At 65.0% G+C, this 17,125-nt stretch carries 15 protein-coding genes; 6 read left to right on the top strand and 9 right to left on the bottom strand.

Annotated features, from left to right (window positions below; all coding sequences use genetic code 11):
* Positions 1–53 precede the first annotated feature (53 nt).
* Positions 54–4,448 carry a rhamnogalacturonan lyase family protein gene (locus AC5RT4_RS11500; RefSeq protein WP_494105795.1) on the bottom strand — a complete coding sequence of 1,465 codons (4,395 nt, stop codon included), beginning with the start codon at positions 4,446–4,448 and terminating at the stop codon, positions 54–56.
* A 335-nt stretch (positions 4,449–4,783) separates the two neighbouring features.
* Positions 4,784–5,218, bottom strand: a complete 435-nt coding sequence (locus tag AC5RT4_RS11495) for a DoxX family protein (protein ID WP_494105794.1) — start codon at positions 5,216–5,218, stop codon at positions 4,784–4,786.
* Between the two features lie 108 nt (positions 5,219–5,326).
* On the opposite strand from AC5RT4_RS11495, the gene AC5RT4_RS11490 reads away from it, so the two are divergent.
* The 3 genes from AC5RT4_RS11490 to AC5RT4_RS11480 all read left to right on the top strand — a co-directional run bounded on the left by AC5RT4_RS11490 (position 5,327) and on the right by AC5RT4_RS11480 (position 7,768).
* Entirely contained in the window at positions 5,327–6,679 is a 1,353-nt protein-coding gene (locus tag AC5RT4_RS11490; protein ID WP_494105793.1) for an MATE family efflux transporter, read from the top strand.
* Positions 6,680–6,704: 25 nt separating this feature from the next.
* Positions 6,705–7,295, top strand: a complete 591-nt coding sequence (locus AC5RT4_RS11485) for a hypothetical protein (protein WP_494105792.1) — start codon at positions 6,705–6,707, stop codon at positions 7,293–7,295.
* A 113-nt stretch (positions 7,296–7,408) separates the two neighbouring features.
* On the top strand, positions 7,409–7,768 hold the full coding sequence (locus AC5RT4_RS11480) for a hypothetical protein (protein WP_494042293.1): 360 nt from the start codon (positions 7,409–7,411) through the stop codon (positions 7,766–7,768).
* A 59-nt stretch (positions 7,769–7,827) separates the two neighbouring features.
* Here the strand turns inward: AC5RT4_RS11480 and AC5RT4_RS11475 are convergent, their stop codons facing one another.
* Entirely contained in the window at positions 7,828–8,373 is a 546-nt protein-coding gene (locus AC5RT4_RS11475) for a CGNR zinc finger domain-containing protein (protein ID WP_494042280.1), read from the bottom strand.
* 71 nt (positions 8,374–8,444) lie between these two features.
* Between AC5RT4_RS11475 and AC5RT4_RS11470 the strand changes: the two genes are divergently transcribed.
* Entirely contained in the window at positions 8,445–9,488 is a 1,044-nt protein-coding gene (locus AC5RT4_RS11470; protein WP_494105791.1) for an EamA family transporter, read from the top strand.
* Positions 9,489–9,585: 97 nt separating this feature from the next.
* Complete coding sequence (locus tag AC5RT4_RS11465) at positions 9,586–9,858, top strand: DUF2277 domain-containing protein (protein WP_494105790.1); 273 nt, start codon at positions 9,586–9,588, stop codon at positions 9,856–9,858.
* Between the two features lie 36 nt (positions 9,859–9,894).
* Here the strand turns inward: AC5RT4_RS11465 and AC5RT4_RS11460 are convergent, their stop codons facing one another.
* The 6 genes from AC5RT4_RS11460 to AC5RT4_RS11435 all read right to left on the bottom strand — a co-directional run bounded on the left by AC5RT4_RS11460 (position 9,895) and on the right by AC5RT4_RS11435 (position 15,590).
* Positions 9,895–12,348, bottom strand: coding sequence for a heavy metal translocating P-type ATPase (locus AC5RT4_RS11460; protein WP_494105789.1), 2,454 nt, complete (start codon positions 12,346–12,348; stop codon positions 9,895–9,897).
* 25 nt (positions 12,349–12,373) lie between these two features.
* Positions 12,374–12,613 carry a heavy-metal-associated domain-containing protein gene (locus AC5RT4_RS11455; protein ID WP_494042284.1) on the bottom strand — a complete coding sequence of 80 codons (240 nt, stop codon included), beginning with the start codon at positions 12,611–12,613 and terminating at the stop codon, positions 12,374–12,376.
* Positions 12,614–12,676: 63 nt separating this feature from the next.
* Positions 12,677–13,024 carry a metal-sensitive transcriptional regulator gene (locus tag AC5RT4_RS11450; RefSeq protein WP_494042285.1) on the bottom strand — a complete coding sequence of 116 codons (348 nt, stop codon included), beginning with the start codon at positions 13,022–13,024 and terminating at the stop codon, positions 12,677–12,679.
* A gap of 275 nt (positions 13,025–13,299) precedes the next feature.
* Positions 13,300–13,818, bottom strand: coding sequence for a universal stress protein (locus tag AC5RT4_RS11445; RefSeq protein WP_494105788.1), 519 nt, complete (start codon positions 13,816–13,818; stop codon positions 13,300–13,302).
* Positions 13,819–13,874: 56 nt separating this feature from the next.
* Positions 13,875–14,633 (bottom strand): class F sortase, encoded by a 759-nt coding sequence (locus AC5RT4_RS11440; protein WP_494105787.1) that lies wholly within the window; start codon positions 14,631–14,633, stop codon positions 13,875–13,877.
* 102 nt (positions 14,634–14,735) lie between these two features.
* Positions 14,736–15,590, bottom strand: a complete 855-nt coding sequence (locus AC5RT4_RS11435; RefSeq protein WP_494105786.1) for a hypothetical protein — start codon at positions 15,588–15,590, stop codon at positions 14,736–14,738.
* A gap of 283 nt (positions 15,591–15,873) precedes the next feature.
* Here AC5RT4_RS11435 and AC5RT4_RS11430 point away from each other — a divergent pair, with 283 nt between their 5' ends.
* On the top strand, positions 15,874–16,074 hold the full coding sequence (locus AC5RT4_RS11430; protein ID WP_494105785.1) for a hypothetical protein: 201 nt from the start codon (positions 15,874–15,876) through the stop codon (positions 16,072–16,074).
* Positions 16,075–17,125: the final 1,051 nt, after the last annotated feature.

Genomic DNA, 17,125 nt, shown 5'->3' with positions numbered 1-17,125 from the left:
GCCCGCCAAGGGCGGACGGGCATTGCTGACCTGCTAAAGACGGTTCCGGAGATTCAGCCGGCGCGGGTATAGACGATGTCCGGCTGGGCGGGGAGCTCCATGCCCTCACCGATGAAGAAGCCGGGGTGCGGCGGCTGGTTGTAGGCGATGTTCTCGCGGGCAACCGAGAGGCGGTATACCGGATCATGCATCAGCGTACGGAGCCGGACGTCCGTGGCTGCGGAGGTGGTGTAGATCCGCAGCTCGGTGCTGTCCGCCGAGGGCCATGCCAGTTCCTCACGCCAGTCGCCCAGGAGGTCCGCCTGGATGGCCGGGTTCCCCTTGGTGCTGTTGTTCGTCTTGGCGCCGGCAGCCGTCAGCAGCCGGTCACTGGACTCGGTTTCCCAGTTCCACTTGGCAATGCTGGGCGTGCCGGTGTTGCCGGCGGCGTTCCAGTCGTGGTCCACAATTTCGCGCAGCAGGTCACCGTCCCACCACGCCAGGAAGTTGGCGGCTGGAATGCGGTTGGCGATCAGCTGGCCCTTAGCCGAGCGGAGCTCGCCGACAGGGGAATTCCAGGACGCGTCGCCGCCGATGGCCCAGCCCTCGGTGCCTGCGTGGCGGGGATCGATGTCTCCGGCGGCCGCCCGGCCGGTGTCCTTGGCAGCCGGAATGCTCCAGAGCACTTCACCTGTCCGCGAATCCCGGAACGTGGCACCCCTGTTTCCGCTTGAAGACATGTCCTCGTGGGCGGCGAAGGTTTCCAGCCCCGGGCGCGAGGGATCGAGGTCGCTGGTGTGGATGGCGTCGCCGTGGCCGAGGCCGGTGTTGTACAGCGGCTTGCCGTTGTCGTCGATGGTCATGGATCCGAAGACGAACTCGTCCTTCCCGTCGGCGTCAACATCGGCCACGGACAGGTTGTGGTTGCCCTGGCCCCGGTACTGTGCGCCCGCAGCATCCGAATCGAAGACCCAGCGCTTGGTGATCTTGCCGCCCACCAGGTCGTAGGTGGCCACCACGGCGCGGGTGTAGTAACCCCGGCTGAACATGATGGAGGGGTGCTCGCCGTCCAGGTAGGCCACGGCTCCAAGGAACCGGTCCACGCGGTTGCCGTAGGTGTCTCCCCAGGCTCCCACGTCGCCCCGTGGCGGGTCGTACTTCACGGTGTCCATCACGGTTCCGGTGGCGCCGTGGAAGACGGTCAGGAATTCGTCGCCGGTGAGCACGTAGCCGGTGCTGTTGCGGTGGTCGGCGCTCGGGTTGCCCACCACCGTGCCGGCCGCGTCCCGTGTTCCGTCCGCCGTCTTCATGGCCACTTCGGCCTTGCCGTCGCCGTCGAAGTCGTAAGCGAGCAGCTGCGTGTAGTGGGCGCCGGCCCTGATGTTCGGGCCCATATTGATGCGCCAGAGTTTGGTGCCGTCCATCTTGTAGGCATCCACGTAGACAGTGCCGGTGTAGCCTGCCTGCGAGTTATCTTTGGAATTGGACGGTGACCACATCTGGAGAACCTCGTAGGTTCCGTCGCCGTCCAGGTCCGCCACGCTCGAGTCGCCGGTGGAGTAGCTGTAGGGCTGGCCGTCCTTGGTGTAGTCGTCCGCGGGCTTGTCCAGCTTGATGGCAAGGTAGTCCCGGGCCAGCGGTGTGAACTCAGCCGTAAGCTGGTCCCCGCCGTTGCCCACGGTCTTGATGGCATACCTCGAGGCGGCGGTACCGGCGGGATCCAGGAAAGTGGTGCTGTTGCGGATCGGCTCATCAGTGAGCTGGACGCCGTCGCGGATGACATGGAAGCCAACCTGCTCCGGGTCAAGGCCCAGCATGCGCCAGCCCACCCGTACACCGTCACCGGTCAGCAGGGCCACGGGGGCGCGGTCCAGCTTCTCCATCTGGCGGTTGACGACGGTAACCTTTTCAGTCCCCACCACCGCCGATGGCGTGGATTCGCCGCCCTTGTTCACGGTGGTGACGCGGTAGTAGTACTTGATGGTGGTCAGCACCGTGTAGTCCGTGTAGTTGACCTCGGAGGCACGGCCTACATAGTCAAAGGGGCCGTCGGGGGAGGTGGACCGGTAGACCTGGTAGGCGGCAGCCCCGGAGACTTTCTGCCACTTGAGGGTGACACTGGTCTTTTCCACCGCTTTCACGTCCACCTTGCTGGTGGCAGCAGGGACCGGGGTGGTGGGATCCACCAGGGCGGTCTCCACGGTGTTGGACGGAACCGATTCCAGTCCTGTGCTGTCCAGCGCCGTAACGAAGTACTTGTACTTCAGTCCGGCAAAAGCAGTGGTGTCCTGGAAGGAAGCGGCGCTGACGTTTTCCGCGATCAGCTGTGGTTGAGCTTCAAAGGAGGCCTGGCGGAACACCTTGTAACTGGCGGCGTCTGCCACGGTGTCCCAAGCGAGGTCCACGGTGGGGGGTTCGGCGGCGGCGTTGACCGCCGCCGCGTGCAGGTTGGTCGGTCCCACCAGCAGCGGGGTAACCTCCAGGCCGTTGAGCCGCTGGCCGGAGCCGCTGATGGCCAGGTTCAGCTGGCCGTCGGATACCAGGACCTGGTTGATGATTTTGGTGGCCGAGGATGCCCTGCTGGAGGAGACCTGGCCGAAGGGCGTGCCCTCGGCGGCCACGTCGGTCCGGGTGGAGCCGATCCAGTCGCTGTGGTAGGTCTTCAGCGCGTAGGTGCCGTTGGGAACGTCGAGCTGGAATTCGAAGCTGGATCCGCTGAGGACGAAGTCACGCAGCAGGTTGCTGGTGACTGCGCCGCGGTCGCGGTCGCTGAGTACCGAGATGTCCTTGAAGCCGAAGCCCCGCTCGGGGGTGTAGGCCATGGTCCGGTTGACCTCGGTGTACCCGGCCTCAAGCGGTGCTCCCGCCGGCCCGAAGTCGAACTTGTACTTCGCCTGCTTGGTGGTCACCGGGAGGGTGTCGCTGGGCTCGGAGAGGCCCTTGCCGTTCATCGCTGCGACGCGCACGTTGTATGCCGTACCTTCAGCCAGCCCGGCCAGGTTGGCGGTGGGGACGGTCGCGGTGGTGGTGAGCTTGTAGGCGCTGTCCGGCTCGGAGGCCAGCTTGCGGTACACCTTGTAGATGTCCGCGCCATCAACATGCTGCCACTTCAGGAGTGCTCCCGCACTGGAAACACTGCCGGCCACCAGGCCCTGCGGCTTGGCCGGAACGGACGACGGCGGTGCCACTTCCTTCACGCGTGCAGCCAGCGGAAGGCCGAGCTGCTTCACTCCGCCGGCCACCAGGCGGGCGATCTGGATGGCGCCGTATTCCTGGAAGTGGGTGTTGTCCACCGTGCCGGTGGGTCGGTTGGGATAGACGCCTGCGTCGACATGGAGGAAAACGGACTTGGTGTCTTCCGGACCGATGGCGTCGTAGTAGGCGCGGCTCGAAGCTGAGAGATCAACCAAAGCCACGTTTTCCTCCGCGGCCAGCTCCTGCATCTTGGCCACGTACTCGGGGAAGCTGACCCGGAACTTGCCGGTGGCTTCGTCGTAGTCCCGGCGTCCCACCGGGGTGACCAGGACTGGTGTCGCTCCACGCTGGCGGGCCCCGCTGACGTACGTCCGGAGGTATTCCTTGTAGTCCGCGGGGGAGGCGTAGCGGTCATCGACGCCTATGGTGGCGTCGTTGTGGCCGAACTGGACCAGCAGGTAGTCGCCGGGGTTGATGACGCGCAGGATCTCGTCCAGCCGGCCCTGGCTAATGAAGTTTTTGGAGCTCCGGCCGCCAATGGCGTGGTTTTTGATAGAGACGCTGTCATTGAAGTACCGGTCGATCATCTGGCCCCACCCTGCCTGCGGAGCGAAGCCGGGGTCATAGGTCTGCACGGTGGAGTCACCGGCCAGGTAGACGCCGGGGTCAGTGGTGGCGGTCCGCGGAGCGCGGGCAGCGATGACCAGGGAGTTGATCCTGGCCGCTGTTCCGGTGAAATCGAGGTTGAGCTGGCCGTCCACCAGGGAGATCGGGAATTCCATTTCCAGGTACTGGCCGGCCGGCTTGTCCGTTGCCTGGACTTTGGCCATCTTCTCCGCGGTGATGGCGATGTTGGTGGCTTCGGCGGCGTCCCCGGCGATGAGCCTAACGGTGTAGTCACCGTTGGGCAGGTCCACCAAAAAGGAACTGCCCTGCGCCTGGACAAAGTCGGACCGCAATGGGTCCCCGGTGCCGCGGTCCGTGCCGGAGGTAACGGCGGTGTCCGTGAAGCCATAATTGGTGCCCGCCGAATACTGCGTATTGGCGGCAACGGGTGAGTAGCCTTCCGCCAGGGCACCGGGGCCGAAGTCGAATTTGAAGCCGCTTCCCACGGGCGGCAAGGCGGTATCGGCCTGAACTGTCGGAAGCCCGGTGAAGGCGATGGCGGCGGAAGCCACGGCAGCCGTAACGGCCTTCGCTCCGGCGGGCAGCCTGCGCTGTCGGGGTGGCGGTGCTTCCTGGGGCAGCGGGGTCACTGGCGGGGGTGTTTTCACGGACATCTCCTTCGATGAGCAGTGGCAAAGCGGTACCCAGGAAGGTTGTAACGATTCAAATCAGTAGCGGCGGAGACTGCTCTGCAGCTACTGCTTGATTCTCGGAGCGATTCGGGATGACTGAGACCTGGGAGGGGTGATGCAGCTCTCACTGCAGCACCCAAGGTTTATCAGCGCCGCGAACCTGCTGGCAAGCGTTTTCCCAACTTTCCCGAAAGATATTGGACGCGCTCATTCGAAGTTGTGCTTTTGGCCGCTCTGATTAACCCAGAACGACGGAGGGGCATCTTCGTGCCCATCCGCCGTCGTTCGCGATCGGAAACCTGAGGCCCGGGTCAGGCCAGGACGGCCAGCTTCGAGTTGCCGCGGCCAAACACTGCACGGTCAACAGAGAAGCGCCCTGCACCGGTCAGCGCCAGGGCGAAGGCTGCCGCTGCGAAGAGCAGGACCAGTTCATAGCCGCCGTTTGCGGCGAACACTCCAGCTGAGGCATGCACCAGGAACAGGGCGCCCAGCATGTCCAGCGCCAGGAGTGCGGCCACCACACGGGTGAGGACACCGAGGATCAGTGCGATTCCGCCTCCCAGTTCCAGGACGGCAACGGCCGGTGCGGCAATTTCCGCTGCCGGAACTCCCATTTTGGCGAATGAGGCCTGCGTGCCAGCGATGGTCCATTCAGAGAACTTCTGCCAGCCGTGGGCGGCGAAGAGGAAGCCCAGGACAATCCGGAGGACGGTGACAGCGGTGGTGGTAAGTCGTGACTGTTTCATAAGACCTTAGTCTTCCGTGCTAATAGTTGAAGCGTCAACTAATTGCTTCATATTGTGGTCTTTGTCATGCCGTGCCATGCTCCGCAGGTAGCCCATTAGGCTGGCGGGGTGCCCCAATTACCTGCCCCGGCGCCAGCCGCACCACCGAAGGGACATGCCCGCGAAATCCTTCGGCTGGCTGTTCCGGCCTTTGGCGCGCTCGTTGCCGAACCGCTGTTCCTGCTGGCTGATTCGGCGATTGTTGGCCACCTTGGCGTGGCGCAGCTGGCAGGAGTGGGGCTGGCGTCGGCAGTGCTGCATACTGCCGTCGGCCTGATGGTTTTCCTCGCGTATTCCACCACCCCCGCCGTCGCCCGGGCCATTGGGGACGGCCAGCTGGGCAAAGCCCTGGCGGCAGGGCGCGACGGCGTTTGGCTGGCACTGCTGCTGGGCACGGGGTTAGCCGTGGCGGGCTTCCTGGCCGCCGACCCGCTGATCGGCCTCCTGGGAGCCGAAGGTGATGTCCGCACCTTCGCCGTCGACTATCTTCGCTGGTCCATGCCAGGACTGGTTGCCATGCTGCTCATCTTTGCCGGCACCGGCCTCCTTCGCGGCCTGCAGGACACCCGGACGCCGCTTGTGGTGGCCACCGCTGGGTTCGGCCTGAACATCGTCCTGAACCTGTGGCTCGTCTACGGTCTGGACTGGTCTGTGACCGGTTCCGCCGTGGGTACCAGCCTGGCCCAGTGGGCCATGGCCGCCGTCTACCTGGTGATGGTGAGGCGCAACGCCCGGCGCAACGGCGTCAGCCTCCTGCCCAGCTGGCGGGGGATCAGGAGCATGACGCGGGTGGGGTCGTGGCTGATGCTGCGGACCCTCAGCCTGCGGGTGGCGATCCTGGCAACCGTGGTTGTGGTCACGGCACAGGGACCGGTCAACCTTGCTGCCCATCAACTCGCCATGACCGTCTTTTCGTTCCTGGCCTTCGCCTTGGACGCCCTGGCCATCGCTGCGCAGGCGCTGATCGGCAAGGAACTCGGTGCCTCAAACCCTGCAAGGGCACGGGTCCTGACCGGGACCATGACCCGCTGGGGCCTTGGCTTCGGCGCGGTCACCGGTGCACTGCTGGCGCTCGCCGCTCCCTGGGCTGGCTCCCTGTTCACGTCCGATCCCGAGGTGCACTCGGCCCTGGCCGTCGCCTTGTGGATCCTAGCTGCCGGCCAGCCCGTCGCCGGCTACGTCTTTGTCCTCGATGGGGTACTGATCGGCGCGGGGGACGCTAAATACCTGGCGCTCGCCGGCATGGTGAACCTCGCGGTGTACGGGCCACTCCTGATCGCCGTGGCCCTGTCAGGCGCACGCGGAGGGGCCGCGCTGGGTTGGTTGTGGGCGGCCTTTGCCCTCGGTTACATGGCCGCACGCGCCGTTACCCTGGGCGCCCGCGCCCGGTCTGACCGCTGGCTGGTGCTCGGTTCGACGTAGGCGCTGCCCCCACTAAACTGGACCGGTGACCCAACCGAATACTCCCGCAGGTACTGCTTCCGGAACGGGCCCCGCGGCTGAGCTGTGGAAACCGGTGCTCCTTCGTTCCGCGGCGGCGCTGGTCTTTGGGGCTGTGACCATCTTCTGGGCAGCACCGTCCGTGGAAGTCATGGGCTGGGCCGGCGGGCTCTACCTGCTGGCAACCGGGCTGCTCCTGATGTGGGGTATCCCCGCTACGGGGTTCCCGCGTGACAGTGCGGTGGGCAAGAAGCTCTCCGCGGCCGGGTCCGTGCTGGCCGGCGCCGGTTTTTCGCTGGTGCTCCTGCACGGTGACCTCCTTTTTGGTGTGATTGCAGCCCTGGGACTGGGCGTAGCGGGGGCTTTCGAGTTGTTCTGCGGGCTTGGATTCCGCGGCCGGCACGTCCTCGCCAGGGACTGGGTGGCCTCGGGGATCATCGGGCTCGGCACCGCCGCCATCCTGCCCTTTTTTATCGGCCTTGGAGCGCATGCGCTGCTGGGCGTTGCCGGTGGCGGAGCCATTATTTCCGGAGTGCTGTGGGCCCTTGCCGGGCTGACCATCCGGCACGATGCCCGCACCGCTGCTGGAACCCCGTAAACTAGGAGGTGTCCGGTTCTACTTCTCGTAGAAATGTCGTGGAAATGACCGGACACATACCGAAAGACATCGACCCGGGCCGGCCGGCGCGCCGCCTGCAGGGAGGAATCACCGTGGCAGACCAGCAACCAGGACATCCGCGCAAGATGCGGACCTCGGTGAAGGGCCCGCTGATGTTCTCCGCTTTCTGGGCCGTAATCGCCTTCGTGGCCGTGGTGATTTTCGCCTCCGGCGGCACTGCACGGGCCCCCCGTTTCGATCTTGCCTTCACTGCCGCGGGCATTGCCTTCATCGTCACCCTGGTGATTGCCGCGATGCTCGCCATGAGCCACAAGGACAACGCGGATTACCTGGGCAAGGGCTCCGGCGTGAACCTCAGCTCGGCTCCAAAGAGTTCCCACGGGTTCGGCGCGCCCGGCGTCCAGAAACCGCCCGCTTCCGACGGCGGCCCCGAGGGTACTGCAGACCGCTGACCTATACGCTGGGGGCGCCCTGCTCCGCCGGGGCGGCGTGATATGCGCTTGCTGGGCCGTTAATTTGCCGCCGCCTGCCGCGCCCGATAGGCAGCCACATGCGCACGGTTGGCGCAGTTGCCCGTATCGCAATACCTCCGGGACCGGTTCCGGCTGAGGTCCAGCACGGCGGCGTCGCAGTCCTCTGCCTCGCAGGTGCGCAGCCGGTCCATCTCCTTACTGCGGATCACGTCTGCCAGGGCCATGGCCGCTTCCGTGCTCATCCGGTGGGCGAGTGGGGCCTCGGGGGTAGTGGCGTGCAGATGCCAGTCCCACTTGTCATGCTTGACCAGCTGGGGCAGGGCGTTGGCAGCCCGCAGCAGCCCGTTCACGGTGGCCACCGCCGCTTCCTCGTCGGCAATCCACAGGTCCGCGAGCTGCCGCCGCAGTCCGCGGACGCTGGCCAGCTCCGCTGCGTCCCGGGTCCGGGAGCCAGTGAACCCTTCTGCGGCAAGGAAGCTGTCCAGATCCTGCTGGGAAGTCAGCTGTTCCCGTCCGTTGGCGGCGGAGTTGATGAGATTAACGACGGTGCGGAGTGCCACCTCGGTGTCAGGGGCAAAGACCATCTTGACTCCTTACGGACGCGGGGCGTAGTGTCATGACCATTACCCCACTTTACTCCTGACAGGAGGCGACGGTGCCTGCCGCCCACAATCACCCCCCGAGCAGCCGGACGGCTGCGCCGCGGCGCGGCTTCCTGGCCTCCGGGCTCGGTATCGCGCTGTTTTCATCCGCGGTCTTCGGAACCTCCGGCTCCTTCGCCAAAGCGCTGCTGGAAACAGGCTGGTCACCTGGAGCTGCGGTGACCGCCCGGCTGACGGGGGCCGCACTGATCCTCGCCGTCCCTGCCATTCCTGCGCTGCGGGGCCGCTGGCACCAGCTGCGGGACAACTGGCTGACCATTGTCCTGTTCGGCCTGATCGGCGTCGCGGCATGCCAGCTGTTCTACTTCAACGCCGTGGCCCGGCTATCCGTTGGGGTGGCCCTGCTCCTGGAGTACCTGGCGCCCGTACTGATTGTGCTGTGGCTGTGGGCGGCCAGCCGGAGGCGCCCGCGTGCGCTGACGTTCGGCGGGACCCTGCTTTCACTTGGCGGCCTGGTGCTGGTCCTGGACCTCACTGGCACGGTCAAGGTGGACCCGGTGGGTGTCATGTGGGGCGTCGCCGCCGCGGTCTGCCTTGCCATCTACTTCTTCATCACGGCCAAGGAAAATGACTCTCTGCCGCCCATAGTGCTGGCCTCGGGCGGACTTATGGTGGGCGCAGCCGTGATGTGGCTTGCCGCTGCAACCGGCCTGCTGCCCATGGCATTCAACACGGCCGACACCAAGCTTGGCCCGTGGGTCACCCCCTGGTGGGTTTCATTGGCCGGACTGGTCATCCTGGCAACGGTCCTGGCCTATGTCTCCGGCATTATGGGCGCCCGCGCCCTGGGATCAAAGGTGGCCTCATTCGTATCGCTGACCGAGGTCCTCTTCGCCGTGATCTGGGCGTGGCTGCTGCTGGGGGAGCTGCCGGGCGCCATCCAGCTTTTGGGCGGTGCGCTTATCGTCGGCGGCGTTATCCTGGTCCGGTTCGATGAGCTGCGCGCCCCCTCGGCTGTCCCCGCCGGTAGGGCCGTGGACGCACCCAGGGTGCCCTCACCGCTGAAGCACGCGAACGATGTCGAGCCCGTCCCCTAAGTGCCACGCCGCGGCGGAGTGCCGCAAGGGCACACCAGAAGAATAAACCTTCCTGGAGGGGGTCGATCCTTGGCGATCCAGCGCCTAGCATGGCGGTATGTGCCGGAATATCCGAACCCTTCACAACTTCGAACCGAACGCCACGTCGGAGGAAGTGCATGCCGCAGCGTTGCAGTACGTGCGCAAGGTCAGCGGAAGCACAAAACCGTCCAAGGCCAACGAGGAAGCCTTCGAAGAAGCAGTCCACGAGATTGCCCACATCACCCAGCATCTTCTTGACTCGCTGGTGACGCAGGCACCGCCCAAGGACCGGGAAGCCGAGGCGGCAAAGGCGCGGGCCCGGGCGGCGGTCCGGTATGGCGCCGCCTGACGTCGCGTTCAGTGCCTGGGCATCCGGACGGGCGCCCTAGGCCTGCTTCCCGAAGCTCCGCAGGCGCAGGGAGTTGGCCACCACCAGGACGGAACTGGCTGCCATCGCGGCACCGGCGATCATCGGGTTGAGCAGTCCCAGCGCCGCCACCGGTATGCCCACGGCGTTGTAGAAGAACGCCCAGAACAAGTTGGTCTTGATGGTGGACAGGGTTCGGCGGGACAGTTCGATGGCCTGGACCACCTGCGAGAGGTCGCTTCCCATCACGGTGAGGTCGGCCGCCTCGATGGCCACGTCGGTTCCGGACCCCATGGCAATGCCGAGGTCAGCCTGGGCCAGCGCTGCAGCATCATTGACCCCGTCTCCGGCCATGGCCACGGTAGCCCCGCCGGACTGCAGCGTGCGCACCACCTCCACCTTGCCCTCCGGCAGGACCCCTGCGTAGACGTCTGCAGGATTAATGCCGACGGCGGCGGCCACCTGGGCGGCAACAGCGGCGTTGTCCCCGGTCAGGAGGATGGGCCGCAGGCCAAGGAACTTCATCCGGTCGATGGCAGCCGCGGAACCTTCCTTGATGGTGTCCCGCAGGTTGATGATGCCGGCAGGAGCACCGTCCACGGCAACCCAGATCGCGGTTGCGCCTGCAGCTTCCGCCTTAGCCAGCAGCTGCAGCTGCGCCGGAGTCAAAGCGATGCCGTTATCCTCAAGCCAGCCGGTGCGGCCGGCGGTGACAAGCCTGCCCTCGACGGTTCCGGCGACTCCGCCGCCTGGAGCGGAACGGAAGGCCTGCACTGATGGCAGGCGGGCGCCGTCGGGCACTGAAATGGTGGCTGTGCCCGCATCCTGGGCCGCTGCCGCGGCAGCGGTTATCGCACGCCCGATAGGGTGTTCGGAGGCCGCTTCAACAGCGCCGCCCAGCCTCAACACCTCACGTTCGTCGAATCCCTCAAAGGCAAGGGTGGAGTCCACGGCCAGAACTCCCGTGGTGACGGTGCCTGTTTTATCCAGCAGGATGGTGTCCACGGTGCGGGTGTCCTCAAGAACCTGCGGGCCCTTGATGAGGATGCCCAACTGCGCGCCCCGGCCGGTGCCCGTGAGCAAGCCGACTGGAGTGGCGAGGCCGAGCGCGCACGGGCATGCGATCACGAGAACGGCGACGGCGGCAACGAAGGCCGAGCGCAGGCCTCCGCCTTCCGCGCCGGCGATAAGGATCCACAGCACAAAGGTAAGAACGGCGATCACCAGGACTACGGGAACGAACACACCGCTGATGCGGTCCGCGAGGCGGGCAATGGGAGCCTTGCCCGTCTGTGCCTGTGACACAAGCCGTGCCATCTGGGCAAGTGTGGTTTCGGAGCCGACGCGGGTGGCCCTGACCAACAGGCGGCCGGAGGTATTGATGGTTGCGCCGGTGACCCGGCTGCCCTGACGCACGTCCACGGGTACTGATTCGCCCGTGACGAGCGAAGCGTCCACGGCCGAGGACCCTTCAACCACCACACCGTCCGTGGCGATCTTCTCGCCGGGCCGGACCACCAGGACATCACCTATCTGCAACTGCCCGGCGGGGATCCAATGCTCCCGGCCGTCATGCAAAACGGTGGCATCCTTGGCCCCGAGGCTGAGGAGGGCGTGCAGGGCATCGCCGGCCTTTTGCTTCGCGTTCGCCTCAAGATAGCGTCCCAGAAGCAGGAAAGTGGCGACGACGGCCGCAACCTCGAAGTAAAGGCCGCCCTGCTCCATGCCTTCCATGCCGGGGTGCTCCGTCATCAGCGGATCCGCCAACAGCTGCCACGCCGAGAACAGGTACGCTGCAACAACGCCGATGGACACCAGGGTGTCCATCGTGGAAGCAAAGTGCCGGGCGTTGATGGCGGCAGCATGGTGGAACGGCCACGCAGCCCACGTCACCACGGGCAGGGCCAGCGTGGCTGCGGCCCAACCCCAGTGCGCGAACTGGAACGCCGGGACCATCGAAATCAGGAACACGGGCACTGTCAGGACTGCGGCCAGGATCAGCCGCGGGCGCAGCCGGGAGGCAGCGCCCCCGTGAGAGACGGTGTCTTCGCTGCCCGTGCCGTGACCGACCGCCGCGGCGCCACCGGAGACGTGCTCGGCACGCCCGCTCGCTCCTCGCTTGGACGCATGCTGCCGCACGTCCCCGATGTCACCGCTCGAGGGCATAACCCCTTCAACTGCAGTTTCGTGGCCCGCGGTGCCGCCCGCCTGGTGCAGGGTGGGGTGAAGCGGTTGGCGGATTGTTGCTTTGTAGCCGGCGGCATTGACAGTGTTGGTTATCTGCTCGTCGGTGATCCCGGCCGGGACTGTGACGTGGGCTGATTCCAGGGGCAGGTTTACCAGGGCCTGGACGCCCTCGAGCTTTCCCAGTTTCTTTTCCACCCGGTTGACGCAGGAGGCGCAGGTCATGCCCTGGATGTCGAGTTCCACCACCCGGCTTTCGGGCTGGGAGATTAGTTCCTGATTGCTCATACCGTTCCCTGGATAGATGTGGTGTCTACGCTTCGTTGGCTACCACCAGGTAGCCGGCCTCTGCCACGGCTTCGCCGATCTCGGACGGCGACAGTTCCTTGCTGGACGTGATGGTGACAGTGGAAATGCCGCCGGCGTTGAGTTCGACGTCCACTGCCTCTACGCCTGCCAGGGACTCAAGTTCCTCGCTGACGGCCGAGACGCAGTGGCCACAGGTCATTCCGGAAACGCTGACAGTTGTGGTGGTAGGGGAAATGGTGCTCATGGTGTGCTCCTCTTGTTGGGACGGCTTTGGGAAAGGGTGTGGGAATCTGCCGCGGGAAGGCGGCTAACGCAGAAGCCTGCCGATGGCGTCAGCAGCTTCCTTGACTTTGGCATCGATGACTTCTGCCCGAAGAGCGGGGTCAGGTTCGGAGGCGGCGCCCACTACACAGTGGCCGATGTGCTCCTCAACGAGCCCGAGGCTGACGGCATGCAGAGCCTTGGTGACGGCGGAAACCTGGGTGAGGATGTCGATGCAGTACTTGTCCTCATCCACCATGCGTGCGATCCCCCGCACCTGGCCTTCAATGCGCTTAAGCCGGCGAAGGTACGCATCCTTGTTCGCGGCGTACCCGTGCCCTGCTGGCGCCTGGTCCATGGCCGTTTCAGTTGCTGCTCCGTCAATTGTGGTCATGCCATTTACGGTATACCCCGGTGGGGTATCGGCACAAGTACCCCGCCGGGGTATACATAGAGAGGGCTATCGGACACAAAAAAGCTCCGGAGTGCGTTATTGGGGGATACGCACTCCGGAGCGGCTCTTGGGCAAGGCCAGCTTCCATGCTGCTGGAATCGGCCTGCTTGAATTAGCTTACGGGCTGGTAGCCCGGTCCGCCAGCACCCTGAATAACTACTTTCACTTTACTTACTGGGCCTCATCTCCAGCCGTTCAGGACGCTCATCTATGGGTCAGGACCGGTCCTGGTGGGCTGCCATCCGGTACGGCACGATGAGGACGGGCCTGCTCTGATGATGGGTGAGCCAGGCACCTACGGAGCCGCTGAGAGCCTCCGCAAGACGGTGCGAGAAGCCCCGCTCGGAGGTTCCCACAATGATCATCGGTGCATCTGTTTCCGCCGCAAGTTGGGCGAGGGCACGGGCGGGATCCCCTGCCAGCGTTTGCAGGGTCCACTCAGCGGCGGCGGTCCCCGGCGGCACCTGGGCCACAGCGGCTTCAATGGCAGTCTTCAGTTCGGCCGTCACGCCGCCGATGTTTTCCGCATCTGCGTCCGGGTGCAGCGAGAGCCTGTGGGCGGACCGGGCCGGGTCCCACTCCACCAGGTAGCTCGCCTCATCCACGTAGGCACAGAGCAGGCGGGTCCCCAGCCTGGCGGCGAGGTTGGCGGCTGTTTGCAGGACCTCGGGATGCTGGCGGGGAGCAACACCTACCAGCAGCGGTGAAGTACCGCGCGTGTTTTCTGACGACATAATCTATTTTCAGCCTGCTTCCACTCTCTTGAACAGCGCCAACCCGCCCGGAAGGGTCAGGACGCAGCCGGCGAAGCCATGACCACCACGTTTTTGCCCCAGGGGTCCTGGGTGTAACAGCTGATCAGCACCAGCCGGTTGGGCACAATGTCCCAAATTGGACTGTCTTTCAGGCCGGACTTCAGGTGGGTTGTCACGCTGTCCACCCGGTAGGGCATAGAGCCGCCTGCAGTGTCCACCTCCAGCAGATCGCCCACTGCGGCCGATGAACTCAGCTGGTTGAAGGGTGCCTCTGTGCCTTCCCAGCTGTGGCCGATGATGTAAGTGGTGTTGGTGGAGCCGTTTCCCGGGGTACCGAACGGGGCCAGCCAGTAGCCGTCCTTGGTTGCCGGCGGCACAATCGTTTCGCTGGCGCGTGCGGCGTCGTCCAGCTCCAGTGCATGCACCGGCACATCGAAGGCCGCCGATGGGTAGCGGATGCGCACCGGGGCGGCTGCTGCCGGCAGGGCAGGGGCCTGCGCTTGCTGGGCAGGAGCAGGCGCAGCGGCAGGAGCAGCGGCCGAGGCGGGGGGTGCCACCCCCGGCATCGCCGTCGGGGCCTTTGGTGCCGGTTTGTCGAAGGTGCCGCCGGAGGGCGGTGCTGTCATGGCCCCGCTGACACCGGGAGGTACTTGCGCCGCTTGGAACACGGGGGCGCCGAAAGTGAGGGATAAAAAGGCCATGACGCCGCACAGGAGAATCATCAGGTCGCCCCGGTTCCAGCGCCTCCACCTGCGCGCTCCGGAGGCTGCTTGCCGGCTAGTTTTTTTCGACATGCTGCTCCTTTTCCACTGAAAATGTGGGATAGGGCAGGAAGGCGCCCCGCCGGGGCGGGACGCCTTCCTTCCCAGGCGGCCTTCGGCCGGGGCTTACCCGCGTCAGCGTGTGAGGGGCAGTGTGCGGGGCTTGCGGCGGAATGCCACTGCCGTTCCAGCTGTAAGCAGTGCGCCCAGGCCGGCCAGCCAGGACGGCTCGGCGTCAGGTCCGCCGACGGCAGTCTGGGCGTTGTACCCCTGGTTCGTTCCCCGGCCAGTGCTGGTGGCGGCACCGGTGGTGGGAGCTGCTGCTGCTGCCTGGGACACCGTGGCCTCCGATTGGACTGCCGCCGGCTGTTCGGGCACGACGACGGTTGTTGCCGGCGGTACTGTCGCTGGCGGAACGGCTGCGGGTTGTTCAACAATTTGCGGGTTTGTAATGGGGGTAACCACGGGTTGTTCCGCCGGCGGCACTTCCACGGGTGGAACCACGACGGCGGGAGGTATCACGGGCTGGTCCACCACCGGCGGAACAACGGGCGGGTTCACTACTGCCGGCGGTACGACGAGCGGCGGAACAGCTATGGGCGGAACAACTACCGGCGGTACGACGGGCGGGTTCACTACGACGGGCGGTACGACGGGCGGGTTCACTACGACGGGTGGATGCACGGGAGGAACCAATGTACCCGGCGTCACGCACCCGCCGGCATGGATGGCCCTCCCCAGGGCATCCCAGTTTTGTCCGTAATCCATGCCGTCATTTGGCGGGATGATGTCCGCGCCGTGCCCGTCATGGCCGTTCAGTGACGGGACGGCAACAGTGATGGGACTGTACTGGCTGGAGTTGGAGCCGGAGCCGGCGTGGCAAATGACAATCCTGTCGTCGTCATCGCTGCCACGGTCCGCTACGGCGGGAGCCGCGACGGCGAATGCAGTCAGGCCCAGCACCCCCAACGTTGTTATGGCACGTTTCATGATGATTCTCCCCAGTTCTGATGTGAAACCGACCATGACGAGGAGGACCAGCGAATGCACCGATTGCCCCAGCAGCACGGTCAGCTTGCTTGAGTTTTCAGGCTAGGTGGGCCCTCGTTGCCAGTCGTGAGTAGGGACTACTCGTCTTTGGCGTGCTCCCGGAAAGCCGGTTACTTGCCGGTACCCGAAGAAACGGGCGCACTACTTGGAGCCGCTCCCAATACCTTGTAGCCCGACCGGCCCGCGCCTACCGTTAAATCAGCTGACGAAAGGGCGTGAGGGCATGGAGATTTTTATGTGGTGGCTGGACCTGGACCTCGCCAGCAAGGAATGGCTGCGGGAGAACCTTCGTGTCGAGGAACTTCCACTTCCGGTACTGCAAGGCATTGCGGAGGCTGGCGGACCCCGCCCCGATAACCCGGCGGCAGTGTTGACGGCGGCGGACTGGGACTTCATCGAGACCCAGTCGGAATTCGTGGACTAGTTGTACTTAGTCATTAGTTGTTGCACCTTCTGAGGGAAGTTTGCCTAAGGCTGCCGCGGGGCCGGAACACTGCGCAGGTCGGGCCTTTTCCGTCTGGCAGGATCTCGGCATACTCCGCTGACGGTGACTCCGATGGCGCCGGTGACGGGCCGGTTGTTGGTCTGCCCGTCACGCGCGTTGACGAAACTTGCATAGACGAACCCTCTGGATGGGCCCGGTCCAGCGCCCGGTTCGTCACTCGCTCACTCCCCCCGCCGATGACCTTTGAGAGCTGGTGCCCAACACTTCGGCGAAATGAGCGCTATTGCTCCGGAGGGAAGCGCCAGGGCAGTGGAAGTGCGATCCCCTGCGCAGCTGGCGCACGTTGCCTGGCGTCCGTGGGCACGCTGAGCTGCACCGGCCGGAGCCCGGTCAGCACAGCCTCCGCGCGGGCACTGTTGGGGAAATCGCGCCTGCGCCGCCCGCCCCGTCGTGCTTTTCGTATTAGAGGGGGTCGTGGTCCTAAATCTGGCCAGTCCTCGATGTCCCCATAAAGGTACTGGTGCGTACTTGTTCCGCCCATGGGCTGTGGCCAACTCGCCTTGTAAGTGTGACCCGGTTCATAGGGGTTGGGTGTGTGGGTGGGGGGGTTTGGTGGTGTTGGTTGCTCTGGTTTTGGCGGGTTGGCGGGGGTTTTGGGTGGTGTGGGGTTTGGGTGGGGGTGGATTTGCGGGTTGGTGTGTTGGGGGTGTATTGTTTTTTGAGTCGCCGCCGCTGTTGCGGAGAGTTTGCGGCCAACCCCCCTTTGAATGGCCTGGAATATGGTTCGCTTTTGGGCGTGCCTGTTTGGGTGGGGCCGGGTTCTTGAGGGTTTGTATCGCGGAGACGTTGATTTGCAAAGCTTTGGGGGTTCGGGTAACTTTGAAAAGTTGCTCCGGAGCGATCCACATGGCGTGTTGTTGTGGTGGTGCCGGGTGTGTCTGTTGTTTGAGAACTCAATAGTGTGCCAAGTTTGTTGATACCGATTGTTTTTTGATTGGTTGAATTTGCCGGGCTGTCCGCCCCTGTGGGT

It is taken from the genome of Arthrobacter sp. sptzw42 (assembly GCF_059089685.1).
This window is presented reverse-complemented; position numbering and strand designations above follow the sequence as displayed.